Source organism: Deinococcus metallilatus (assembly GCF_004758605.1).
Taxonomy (GTDB): domain Bacteria; phylum Deinococcota; class Deinococci; order Deinococcales; family Deinococcaceae; genus Deinococcus; species Deinococcus metallilatus.
Genome location: NZ_CP038510.1, coordinates 771,447 through 783,115 on the forward strand (window position 1 = coordinate 771,447; position 11,669 = coordinate 783,115).

At 68.2% G+C, this 11,669-nt stretch carries 9 protein-coding genes and 1 CRISPR repeat array; of the genes, 8 read left to right on the forward strand and 1 reads right to left on the reverse strand.

Going from position 1 to position 11,669, the window contains the following annotated elements; all coding sequences use genetic code 11:
* Positions 1 to 153: 153 nt before the first annotated feature.
* The 7 genes from E5F05_RS03450 to E5F05_RS21145 all read left to right on the forward strand — a co-directional run bounded on the left by E5F05_RS03450 (position 154) and on the right by E5F05_RS21145 (position 8,352).
* The gene (locus E5F05_RS03450) at positions 154 to 819 is read left to right on the forward strand and encodes a phosphatase PAP2 family protein (protein ID WP_129117265.1); all 666 of its coding nucleotides are present in this window, start codon (positions 154 to 156) and stop codon (positions 817 to 819) included.
* A gap of 110 nt (positions 820 to 929) precedes the next feature.
* Positions 930 to 1,529, forward strand: coding sequence for a DedA family protein (locus E5F05_RS03455; protein WP_129117266.1), 600 nt, complete (start codon positions 930 to 932; stop codon positions 1,527 to 1,529).
* 174 nt (positions 1,530 to 1,703) lie between these two features.
* A complete protein-coding gene (locus E5F05_RS03460; protein WP_206732971.1) occupies positions 1,704 to 2,804 on the forward strand; it encodes a glycosyltransferase family 9 protein in 1,101 nt (366 codons plus the stop codon).
* Positions 2,805 to 3,104: 300 nt separating this feature from the next.
* Positions 3,105 to 3,260, forward strand: coding sequence for a KGG domain-containing protein (locus tag E5F05_RS03465; protein WP_129117438.1), 156 nt, complete (start codon positions 3,105 to 3,107; stop codon positions 3,258 to 3,260).
* A gap of 128 nt (positions 3,261 to 3,388) precedes the next feature.
* Complete coding sequence (locus E5F05_RS03470; RefSeq protein ID WP_241687025.1) at positions 3,389 to 4,561, forward strand: glycosyltransferase family 1 protein; 1,173 nt, start codon at positions 3,389 to 3,391, stop codon at positions 4,559 to 4,561.
* 204 nt (positions 4,562 to 4,765) lie between these two features.
* Positions 4,766 to 5,767: an SDR family oxidoreductase gene (locus tag E5F05_RS03475; protein WP_129117267.1), complete on the forward strand. Its 1,002-nt coding sequence runs from the start codon at positions 4,766 to 4,768 to the stop codon at positions 5,765 to 5,767.
* Between the two features lie 113 nt (positions 5,768 to 5,880).
* Positions 5,881 to 8,352 (forward strand): ATP-binding protein, encoded by a 2,472-nt coding sequence (locus E5F05_RS21145; protein WP_241687026.1) that lies wholly within the window; start codon positions 5,881 to 5,883, stop codon positions 8,350 to 8,352.
* A gap of 9 nt (positions 8,353 to 8,361) precedes the next feature.
* Here the strand turns inward: E5F05_RS21145 and E5F05_RS03485 are convergent, their stop codons facing one another.
* A complete protein-coding gene (locus E5F05_RS03485) occupies positions 8,362 to 9,255 on the reverse strand; it encodes a C39 family peptidase (protein ID WP_129117269.1) in 894 nt (297 codons plus the stop codon).
* 211 nt (positions 9,256 to 9,466) lie between these two features.
* A CRISPR array of direct repeats spans positions 9,467 to 11,147; the repeat unit is 37 nt; unit sequence GTTTCAATCCTCAGCCCACCTAAAGGCAGGCTGCAAC.
* Between the two features lie 302 nt (positions 11,148 to 11,449).
* Between E5F05_RS03485 and E5F05_RS21840 the strand changes: the two genes are divergently transcribed.
* A complete protein-coding gene (locus E5F05_RS21840; protein WP_260177004.1) occupies positions 11,450 to 11,575 on the forward strand; it encodes a hypothetical protein in 126 nt (41 codons plus the stop codon).
* Positions 11,576 to 11,669 lie beyond the last annotated feature (94 nt).

Consider the following 11,669-nt stretch of genomic DNA (forward strand, 5'->3'; position numbering starts at 1 on the left):
CCGCGAACTTGCCAGGGTGCCGGGAGAGTTGTGAGCGTCAGGTTGACCTGCCCGGCAGGCGGAGCTGCCGTCGGGGCTGAAACAGCGTCCTGCGGCGTCTCCCGGCCCTGCGGGGTATACCGAGGCTATACCTATTGGGGGCAGGCTGAGGGCATGAGCACCCTGCTGTCTCACCGCCGTTCGGTTCGCCCCCTTGCCCTGCTGCGCCTCTTCCTCGGTATCCTCCTCCCGTTGTTGATCGTCGGCTTCATCGCCGAAGACGTCCTCGAAAAGCAGCGCTTCGCCTTCGAAACCCCCTTCCTCCTCGCCCTCCACCGCCACGCCTCCCCCAGCCTCGACCACCTCGCCCTGCTGTTCACCACCCTCGGCGGCGTCAGCGTCATCGCCCCCCTCAGCGCCCTGCTCCTGCTGTTCCTATGGCTGAAAAAGCGTTCCCTGGCCCTCTTCTGGGGGTTGAGTGTGGCGGGTGCGGCCGTGCTGGACCTGATCATGAAGTTGATCTTTCAGCGACCCCGCCCGGAGTTGTGGCCGAGACTGGTGCAGGAACAGGACTACGGGTTTCCCAGTGGACACAGCATGTACAGCGCGGCCTTTGTGACGGCACTGATTCTGTTCAGCTGGCGGACCCCGTACCGCTGGTTGGTGGTGGTGCTGGGGGTGCTGTTCAGTGGGCTGGTGGGCTTCTCCAGACTTTATCTGGGGGTGCATTATCCGACGGATGTGCTGGCGGGGTGGCTGAGTGGGCTGGCCTGGGTGCTGGGCGTCTATAGCCTGCTTCAGCCCTTTAAGGGACGGCCTTCAGCAGGGCAGCCGACATGAGACTCCTCCTCGTCGAGGATGACCCGCATTCCGCAGGCCCCCGGCAAGCGCGGCCGGTGCTTTCCGCATTCCTATACCCTTCCTATACCCGGACACTCTAGGCTGCACCCATGTTCGACCTGACCCAGCTCCTGCTCAGCGCCTCCTACCTGGGTATCTTTGCCATCGTCTTCGCGGAAACCGGGCTGCTGCTGGGCTTTTTCCTGCCGGGGGACAGTCTGCTGATTACGGCGGGCATCCTGGCGCAGCAGGGCAGCCTGCATCTGCCGGGCGTCATGCTGGCGGTGGCGCTGGGCGCGATCATCGGGAACGGCGTGGGGTACCACATCGGCCGCCGGTACGGTCCCGGGGTGTTCAGTCGCCAGAACAGCCGCTTTTTCCGTCCCGAATACGTCGAGCGGACCCAGGCGTTCTTCGAGCGATACGGCGGCCTGGCCCTGATCCTGGCCCGCTTCGTGCCGGTCGTGCGGACCGTCGCGCCGCCGATGGCGGGCGTGGGGAAGATGCCCTTCGCCCGCTTCATGGTCTACAACGTGGTCGGTGGGCTGCTCTGGGCCGTGTCGGTGCCGCTGCTCGGGTACTGGCTGGGCAGCCTGATCCCGCACCTCGACCGCTACATCCTGCTGGTGGTGGGCATCGTCCTCGTCCTGAGTCTGGTCCCCGTCGGCCTGGAACTGCGGAAAGCCTCCCGCCGCCAGTCGGGGCAGTGACCTGAAGTGCCAGCCAGGCAGGCCGTTCAGCTCTTCTCCATGATCGGGGGCGGCCAGCAGGGGCGCCGATAGAATCCGGCACATGACTGGGAGGGCGACACGCAAAGCCGCGCGGGGAGGCTTCATGACGGACGGTTGGCGGGCACTCCAGAACAGCCTGAACGGGGCGAACGCTTGAAGCTCGGCCCCCGCTTTGAAGGGGTCCGCAGGGTCGCGGTGCTGCGGGCCAACGCGCTGGGAGACTTCATGTTCTCGCTCCCCGCCCTGGAGGCCCTGCGTGCGGCCTACCCGGCGGCGGAGGTGGTGCTGCTCGGGCAGCCCTGGCACGCCCGCTTCCTCCAGGGGAGGCCCGGCCCGCTGGACCGGGTGATCGCGGTACCGCCCAGCCAGGGGGTGTACGTCGGGCGCGACGGGAAGGCGGACGAGGACCCGGCGGAACTGGACGCATTCTTCGCGCGGATGCGGGACGAGCAGTTCGACCTGGCGGTGCAGCTCCACGGCGGCGGCCGGTACTCCAACCCCTTCACGCTGCGCCTGGGCGCCCGCGCGACCGTCGGCCTGCGGACCCCCGACGCGCCTGCGCTCGACCGGACCGTGCCCTACGTGTACTGGCAGCACGAGATCATGCGGTGCCTGGAGGTGATGGCCCTGGCGGGAGCGCCCGCCGTGACGCTGGAACCCCGCTTGCAGGTGACGGCGGACGATCTGGCGGAGGCCGGGGGCGCCGTGCCGGAGGACGACCGACCCCTGGTGGCCCTCCACCCCGGGGCGGGGGACCCCCGGCGCCGCTGGAGTCCCGCCCACTTCGCTCGGGTCGCGGACGCGCTGGCTGCGGCGGGCGCCCGCATCGTCCTGACCGGAGCTGGGGACGAGGCGCATCTGGTGGACGGCGTGCTGGCGGCCCTGTCCGGTCCGGCGCGGGAGGCGGCGGTGAACACCTGCGGACGCCTGAGCATCGGCGGCCTGGCGGGCCTGCTGTCCCGCTGCACCCTGGTGGTGTCCAACGACTCCGGGCCGCTCCACCTGGGCGCGGCGGTCGGTGCCAGTACGGTGGGCATCTACTGGTGCGGGAACGCCATCAACGCCGGGACCCTCAGCCGGACCCGTCACCGCCCCGTCCTGTCCTGGCGGCTGAACTGCCCCGAGTGCGGCGTGAACTGTATGGAGGACCGCTGCGACCACTGCTGCTCCTTCGTGGACGACGTGACGCCCGAGCAGGTGCTGGAGGAAGCGCGGAGCCTCCTCGCAGCCAGCGGCCAGCTCCTGCTGGGATAGGGCGAGCGGCAGCGGTCCCTCTCTCCGGGTGGGAGAAGCTCAGTTCCCAGAGCCGAGGCCTTGCCTGTGAAGCAGATGAAGGGCGCTTCACCTGCCTCTCGCAAGGTCGACAGTTTGGGCCCGGCAGGGTTCACACCTTTCTGCGGCGAATGGATGAGCTGACCTCCAGAATCTGGAGTGTCAACCGATACAAATTTCTTGTATGGGACATCATCCGAAGGCTGCCTGTGGGCAGGAGTGGAGAGGGGATAGACCTTGACGGGAACCAACGGAAACGGCGGCAAGCGGGGCTTTGCGGCGATGGACCCCGCCCGGCAACGCGAGATCGCCAGCCAGGGAGGCCGGGCGGCGCACCGCAGCGGCAACGCCCACCAGTTCACCTCCGAGGAAGCGCGGGAGGCGGGCCGCAAGGGCGGACAGGCGTCTCATAACGGCCGCTCCGGCAAAGCCTCGTAGGGAATCCGAAGCCCTGGGCAGGCTCCCGGGGAACCAGACCGGATGCGCGTGACCCCGCCCTTCAGGGTCCGGGCAGCACGGTCGTTTTTTCTGACACCACGTTCTGAAGACGCCGGTGGGAGGCCGAGATGACAGAAGCAGCGATGGAGACAGCAGTGGCCGCAGGACCCGCCTTGATCTGCGTGGCGCACCTGAGATGGGATTTCGTGTTTCAGCGTCCCCAGCATCTGATGACCCGCGCGGCGCGGACCCGGCCGGTGTATTACGTGGAAGAGCCGGTGTTCACGGAGGGCGCGGACCCCCACGCCGATCACCTGGCGTGCCGGACGACCGCCGAGGGCGTGAAGGTCTGCGTGCCGCACCTCGCGGCGGGCCAGGACGCGGGGGCGGTGCAGGCCACCCTGGCCCGGCTGCTCACCCAGTTCGTCCGTGCCGAGGGCCTGAACGAGTACGACCTGTGGTTCTATACCCCGATGGCGCTGCCCATCACGGCGGGCCTGCATCCACGCCTGACCCTGTACGACTGCATGGACGAACTGTCGAAGTTCCGGGGCGCCCCGGCGGAGCTGCTGGCCTACGAGCAGAGCCTGCTCCGGCGGGCCGACGTGGTGTTCACCGGCGGCCAGCGGCTGTTCGAGGCCAAGCGGGAGCGCCACCGGAATGTCCACTGCTTTCCCTCCAGCGTGGACCACGCGCATTTCGCCCGCGCCCGCACCCCCGGCCCTGATCCCCAGGACCAGCGCGATATCCCCCGGCCCCGGCTGGGCTTCGCGGGCGTGATCGACGAACGGATGGACCTGGAACTGCTGACCACGCTGGCCCGGCGACGGCCGGAGTGGCAGTTCGTGCTGGTCGGGCCACTGGCCAAGATCGACCCGCAGCAGCTCCCCCGGGGCGAGAACCTGCATTACCTGGGCCTCAAGCCCTACGCGGCCCTGCCCGACTACCTGGGCCACTGGGACGCAGCACTGCTCCCCTTCGCCCGCAACGAGGCGACCGAGTTCATCTCCCCCACCAAGACGCCGGAGTATCTCGCGGCGGGGCTGCCGGTGGTGTCCAGCGGTATCCGCGACGTGGTCCGGCCCTACGGCGACCAGCGGCTGGTGAGTATCGCGCATGACGCGGACGGATTCGAGGCCGCCATCGAGCTGGCCCTGTCCGAACGGGACAGCGCGGTCGCCCGGTCCCGGCAGCGCCGCAGCGACGAGTTCCTGGCCCGGCAGTCCTGGGACCGGACCTGGCAGGCCATGCAGGCCGCCATGCAGCAGGCCGCCCCCGTCCCCAGCGCCGCCGACGACTGAAGCGGACGTGGGGTTCTCCCCGCCCCGCACCTGTGCCGATCTTGAGAGGCGGCCTCCTGCTGTCGGTCATCTCCACCCGGGCCGAGTGGGAGTTCGTGCGGGTGATGTCGCGCCCCCTTGATGAAGGGTTGAGGCTCGCGGGGCTTTACCGGAATCGCGACAAATCCGGCCACACGGGCCACCACACTGAATGAGGAGGCAACCTTGAAACTCAAACCACTCGACGAGCAGGTCATGGTGCTTACCGGGGCATCCAGCGGGATCGGCCTCACCACGGCGCGGATGGCCGCGAAGCAGGGCGTGCGGCTGGTGCTGGCCGCGCGCAGCGAGAACGCCCTGCGGCAACTGACACAGGAACTCGTGGACGGCGGCGGCCAGGCGGTGTTCGCCGTCTGCGACGTGAGCCGCGAGGAGGACGTACAGAAGCTGGCGGAACTGGCCCGCGCGACCTACGGCGGCTGCGACACCTGGGTGAACAACGCGGGCGTCGGCATGTACGGCACGCTGCTGGAATCCTCGGTCGAGGACATGCGCCGCCTGTTCGACATCAATTTCTGGGGCATCGTGTACGGCTCGCGCGCGGCGGTCGCCCTGATGCGGGAGCGGGGCGGCGCGCTGATCAACATGGGCAGCGTGACCTCCGAGCAGACCGTGCCGCTGCAAAGCCTGTATTCCGCCTCCAAGCACGCCGTGAAGGGCTTTACCGACGGCCTGCGGATGGAACTGGAGCATGACGGCGTGCCCATCGCGGTGACGCTGATCAAGCCCGGCCCCATCGACACGCCCTTTCCGCTGAACGCCCGCAGCTACCTGCCCACCGAGCCGCAGCACGTGCCGCCGGTCTACGCGCCGGAAACGGTCGCGCGGGCGGTCCTGCACGCCGCGGCCACGCCCACCCGGGAGACGTACGTGGGCGGCGGGGCCAAAGGCATCGCGGCCTCCGGCGAGTTCGCCCCGCACGCCACCGAAAAGGCGCTGGCGGCGGCAGCCATCCCCCGCACCCTCAGCGACAGGCCGCCGCTGCCTCCGGAGCGGAATATCCTCTATCACCCCTCCGAGCGGCTGGAGGAACGCGGCGATTATCCCGGCGTGGTGCAGCCGGTCAGCGTATACACCGAGGCGGCCACGCACCGCAAGCTGCTCGGCGCGGGCCTGCTCGGCGCCGGGCTGGCCGCGGCCCTCTGGCACCGGTCCCGGCGTGCCTGAATGCAGGCGGACACGGCGGGCGACTGCCCCCGTTCCCTTAACGTTTTATTGAGCGATGTGGGAAGGCCGCCCGTTCCGCCCAGCTCGGCCTTAGGATGCTGCCCAGGCTCAGCGTGAACCGAGAACCTTCCCTCCCCACTCCCCTCGACCTCTCTGCCCTCCTTGACGGCCTCCCCGACCCGCTGTTCACCGTGGACGCGGGCTGGCGCCTGACTTACCTCAACTGTCAGGCCGCCGATCTGCTGGGTGCAGCCCCCGCCGAGGTGCTGGGGTGCGTGCTCTGGGACTGCTGCCCCCAGGGACAGGACAGCGCCCTCGACGCCGAATGCCGCTGGGTGATGGCCACCCGGCAGGAACGGCAGTTCGGGCTGGCGGACGCGGCGCGGGGCGGCCCGGCAGAGGTACGTGCCTTTCCCTACCGGGACGGGATCGCGGTGCAGGTCTGCAAGCTGGCGGCCTGCCAGCCGGGGGAGGCAGGCCCAGAGGCGCTGCTGAACGTGACGCGCGCCCTTGCCTCGGCCAGCAGTCAGCCGGAGGCGATCCGGGCGGCCCTGGCCTTCGGGCAGACGGCGCTGGGGGCGGCGGGCGGTGCGCTCTGGCAACTCGGCGGGGACGGTACCGGGCTGATTCAGCGGGACACCCTCGGTGAACTGCCGCCGGAGGGGCTGGCGAACGGGGTAAGGCCGGTCACGGACGCGCTGAGCCGCCGGGAGGAGGTCTTCCTGAGCCCTTCCCCGGGCACACCGGCTGGGACGTTGGCTGCTGTAGCGGTCGGCACAGGCGAAGAGCCCTGGGGCGTGTTGACCCTGATCTTCGGGGCGGGCCGGACGCCTGACGAGGCAACGCGGGAGACGCTGCGGACGCTCGCGGCCCAGCTCGGGCAGGCCCTGGAACGGCTTCAGGCCGCCGAGGCGGGTGCGCAGGCCCTGGCCGCGCTGGGGCGGGAACGCGCGCGCCTCTCGGCCATCCTCGATCAGATGCCCGCCGCCATCTGGATCGCGGAGGTGCCGGGCGGGCGCATCATCGCCGGGAACGGGGCCATCGAGCGCATCCTGCGCGCGCCCTCGCGGCTCAGCGCGAGCGTGGACCACTATGACGAGTATCTGGGTTTTCACCCGGACGGCCGCCCCTACCAGGCCCACGAGTGGCCGCTGGCCCGCACCGTCCTGACCGGCGAGCGCGTCGAGAACGAGGAGATCGAGATGCAGCGCGGGGACGGCACGCGCGGCTTCGTGCAGTATTCCTCGGCCCTGGTCCGGGACGGTGGGAGCGGCGACCCGGCCCTCGCCGTGGTGACCGGGGTGGACGTGACCGAGCTGCGCGAGTTGCGGGCCACCCTGGAGCAGCGGGTGGAGGGGCGCACCCGCGAACTGGTCCAGCGCAACGAGGACCTGGCGGCCGAAACCGCCGCCCTCCAGGTGTTCGCCAACTTCACTGAGCTGGTGGGCCGCGAGACGGACCTGGCGGTGCTGACCCAGGCGGCCACCAGCGTCCTGCACCGCGCGCTGGGCGACGGCAGCACCGGGTACTACGCCCTCGACGGCGACCTCTGGAAACAGGGGCCCTGGGACGGCGACATGGAAGTGGGAACGCTGGCAGCGGCCCAGGCGGGCTTCCCGGCCGACCTGCCGCTGTTCGCCCAGCCCGCCACCTCCCACGAGGCCCTGTTCGTGGACCGTTGGCGGTCCTCGGGTCACCTGCTGGCCCCGCATACACCCGAGTACGGCGCCATTGCCGTCTACCCGGTGGTGGTGCAGGGGCAGACCGTCGGCCAGCTCGCGGCGGGCCTGCGCGAGAAGACCCGCTGGAGCGAGCGCGACCGCGCCGTCTTCCGCGCGGTGGGCCGCGCCCTGAGCTTGGCGACCGAGCGGGCCGAGAGTGCCCGGACGCTGGCGACCAAACAGCGGCAATTGGAACAGGCCAACCGTGACCTGGAAGCCTTCGCCTCCAGCGTCTCCCACGACCTGCGCGCGCCCGTGCGCCATATGGGCAGCTTTGCGGGCCTGCTGCGCCGCGCGGTGCCGGACAACCCCCGCGCCCTGAAGTACGTGGACGTGATCGAGCAGAGCACGGCGCGCATGAACGCGCTGATCGACAGCCTGCTGACCTTCGCGCGCCTGGGGACGGGCGAGGTGCAGAAGGCGGACGTGGCGCTGAATGAGCTGGTGGACACGGTGCGGGCCGAACTCGCCCCCGAGCTGGGCGAGCGGCAGATCGACTGGCGGGTGGGGCCGCTCCCGGTGGTCCGGGGCAGCGCGGCCCTGCTGCGGCAGGTCTTCCAGAACCTGTTGGGCAACGCCGTGAAGTATTCGAGAACCCGCGAGCGGGCCGTCATCGAGGTCTGGGCCGAAACGTCCGGCCATGACCACGTCATCCACGTCCGCGACAACGGCGTGGGCTTCGATCCCGCCTTCCGCGACAAGCTGTTCGAGGTCTTCGGGCGGCTGCACAGCGCGCAGGAATTCGAGGGCGACGGCGTGGGCCTCGCCAGCGTGGAGCGCATCGTGGAGCGGCACGGCGGGCGGGTCTGGGCCGAGGGACAGCCCGGTGAGGGCGCGACCTTCAGCTTCACGCTGCCCGGCTGAAGCCCGCCGTCACCCCGACAGCGCGTCGCGGGCCAGGTTGCGAAACCGCAGGAGTTCCTTGCTGGCCGGGTCTGTCTGGAGTGCCCGCTGCGCGAAGTCGAGCGTCTTGCGGTGCTCTCCCGCCCGGGTCCAGGCCTCGAACGCCTCCTGCCGGTACAGGAAGTACAGCGTCGGCACGCCGAGCGCCACCGCGCGGTCGAAATTGTCCGCCGCCGCCCCGACGTTACCCAGCCGTAAGTTCGCCTTGCCCAGCCCCCACCAGTTGTAGGGGTCGCCCGGCTGCGCCCTGACGTTCTGCTCCTCGATGCTCTTGAGCCGCTGCCAGTTGGCCGCCACCCGGTAGTCCTCGCCCAGGGCCGCGCGCACGTCGCCTTCCCGCGCGGGGGGATAGGCGACCAGATATTCACCGTTGTAGAAGTGCCACAGGTCCATCAACTCGGCCTCGCTGAGCCACAACCTGGCGCCGCGAAGAGGGTCACTGATCAGGAATTCTCCTCCCCGGTACCCGTACACGGTGCGAAAGTGGGCCACATTGCTGCCTGACCGCAGGCGCTGTTGCAGGACCACCGGAATCCCCCGCGCCAGCAGGTCCCGCAGCAGGTCAGGCGTCCCCGCGTACCGGATCACGCTCCGCAACCCGAAGCGGCCCAGATAGGCGGCGAGTTCCAGACTGGTGACCTGAGGATCACGCGGCCCGTCCTTCAGCGCACGGGCCGCCTGGGCCTGCGTCACCCGCGTGCCGTAGTAGCCCAGCACCGTGAGCGCCGTGACCGGCGCGCAGTTGTCCGGTCCCTGGGGTTCGTGGCGGATGTTCTTGAGGGTGATACTGGCGGGCAGGGCACCCCCGAGGCCCGCCAGGAGCAACAGCGCCAGCGGCCATGCAGCAAAGGCGCGGAGAACCATAGGTCATGGTGCCGCCCCGCGCCGCTCAGGAGTTGAGGGAAAAGCCGTCTAGCATTGCTGTTCTGTTAAGTTTCAGCCTGGAGCTTGCTGCGGGCAGGCCGCAACGGGAGCCTCCGGCGGCCACTCGCCATGGAGGCAGGGGTTTCAATCCTCAGCCACCTAAAGGCAGGCTGCAACTCGGTTTGGCGTTGACACGGTGCGTGTTGCTCATGTTTCAATCCTCAGCCCACCTAAAGGCAGGCTGCAACGCTGGACGTGGAATTCGCGGAGCCGTGCCCGGAGGTTTCAATCCTCAGCCCACCTAAAGGCAGGCTGCAACCACGTGAAACAAATTGCAACCTACCTTTCTAACGTGTTTCAATCCTCAGCCCACCTAAAGGCAGGCTGCAACAACCTCAAGCTGAGCGACGGGCGCAGCGTGCGGCGTTTCAATCCTCAGCCCACCTAAAGGCAGGCTGCAACCGCGGTTGTTGGCGTTCACGTCCGCCAGGGGCGTTTCAATCCTCAGCCCACCTAAAGGCAGGCTGCAACGGGCCCGGCCCCTTCCGGGTGGAGGTCCACGGCGTTTCAATCCTCAGCCCACCTAAAGGCAGGCTGCAACCAGGACAGGGAAGATTGCCATTGCCGCGCTCGCACTGTTTCAATCCTCAGCCCACCTAAAGGCAGGCTGCAACGGGGAGGGGCTGCGGGTCGGGCGTCAGGGCCAGCAGGTTTCAATCCTCAGCCCACCTAAAGGCAGGCTGCAACGCGGCTGCACCCTGGCGGGCATGATTCTTGAGGCGTTTCAATCCTCAGCCCACCTAAAGGCAGGCTGCAACAATGCCGCCGCGAAACAGGCCGCACAGAACGCCCATGTTTCAATCCTCAGCCCACCTAAAGGCAGGCTGCAACACCACCGAGGCGAGAAGCGCCGTCCCGAAGCAGTTTCAATCCTCAGCCCACCTAAAGGCAGGCTGCAACGTAGTCGTATGCTTCCCCGTCGTCCGGCGTGAGTTCGGTTTCAATCCTCAGCCCACCTAAAGGCAGGCTGCAACTGTGGTTCAGCGACTACGTGGAGAATCAGCCCACGTTTCAATCCTCAGCCCACCTAAAGGCAGGCTGCAACGTCTGCGAGTGGAGCTGGAACGGGCACTGTTCGGGTTTCAATCCTCAGCCCACCTAAAGGCAGGCTGCAACCCGGCTGGAGTTGGTCGGGTTGTCGATCCACCCGTTTCAATCCTCAGCCCACCTAAAGGCAGGCTGCAACGGCGATTTATCAGGCGCAGCTCGGCGCCTACCAGTTTCAATCCTCAGCCCACCTAAAGGCAGGCTGCAACCGGGGATCAGCGGAAGGCCGAGTAATTGTTTGCGGTTTCAATCCTCAGCCCACCTAAAGGCAGGCTGCAACGTGCCGGGCGTGCCGCGCGTGTTCCTGTATGTGCCGGTTTCAATCCTCAGCCCACCTAAAGGCAGGCTGCAACGTGCAAGCCCTACCACGCCGCCGAACACGCCCAAGTTTCAATCCTCAGCCCACCTAAAGGCAGGCTGCAACCCCGGGCCGCCTGTTTCTGCTGGAGGCGGGGCGCGTTTCAATCCTCAGCCCACCTAAAGGCAGGCTGCAACCCCAGCTTCCCTGGTCCCCCGCTCTGGCCTGCGCCGGTTTCAATCCTCAGCCCACCTAAAGGCAGGCTGCAACCTTCCGGGCACCTGTACACGCCGGGAGACTACCTAGTTTCAATCCTCAGCCCACCTAAAGGCAGGCTGCAACGTGAACCGCGCCCACCTGCACACCACGGGCGGGAAGGTTTCAATCCTCAGCCCACCTAAAGGCAGGCTGCAACTGGAAGAGAGCGCCGCGAACCTCGATCAGGACGAAGTTTCAATCCTCAGCCCACCTAAAGGCAGGCTGCAACGGTAGTGTGCCCGCTTTTCGTGCAACACGCAAGGTTGACGTTGGACGGCGCGAACCACAAGGGCCACTGACCTTCCTGCCGACCTGACCGCAGAGCCACAATCGCCTCTCGGGCGTCCAGCAGGACTTCTGCCACATCACGCGAACCTCCCCTGATCTCCACGGAGCAGGAGGTTCGCGCCCTGTTTTTCCTCCCGTCAGCCAGTGTCGGGCTGGCCCCGCATTCTCCCCGACAGAACGCGATGGCCGCGTTCAAGTGCGTCCCAACGCGGTTTTTCCGTGCCTGGGGATAGGGAGGAATGAATGCGAAACCTGTTGTTGAGCTTGCTGTTGCTGTGGGGTGGAACGGGTGCCTGGGCGGCGGATACCTCCGGGGCGAACACGGGGGTAACCCCGCTGAACGAGGTGGTCTGGCCCATCGGCGGATAGGCGGCTCCTGGGTCGAGGTCGGCGGGGACATGTCGCTCCCGCCGACTTCTACAATCGTGGGGTGCGGGATGGAGCAGGGTCGGAAGCGGCGGAT

What these genes read in the sequence shown, in the direction of transcription:
- E5F05_RS03485 (WP_129117269.1), bottom strand. Translation starts at nt 9,255, where the DNA reads ATGGTTCTCCGCGCCTTTGCTGCATGGCCGCTGGCGCTGTTGCTCCTG.
- E5F05_RS03470 (WP_241687025.1), top strand. Translation starts at nt 3,389, where the DNA reads ATGACAGAAGCAGCGATGGAGACAGCAGTGGCCGCAGGACCCGCCTTG.
- E5F05_RS21840 (WP_260177004.1), top strand. Translation starts at nt 11,450, where the DNA reads ATGCGAAACCTGTTGTTGAGCTTGCTGTTGCTGTGGGGTGGAACGGGT.
- E5F05_RS03465 (WP_129117438.1), top strand. Translation starts at nt 3,105, where the DNA reads ATGGACCCCGCCCGGCAACGCGAGATCGCCAGCCAGGGAGGCCGGGCG.
- E5F05_RS03450 (WP_129117265.1), top strand. Translation starts at nt 154, where the DNA reads ATGAGCACCCTGCTGTCTCACCGCCGTTCGGTTCGCCCCCTTGCCCTG.
- E5F05_RS03455 (WP_129117266.1), top strand. Translation starts at nt 930, where the DNA reads ATGTTCGACCTGACCCAGCTCCTGCTCAGCGCCTCCTACCTGGGTATC.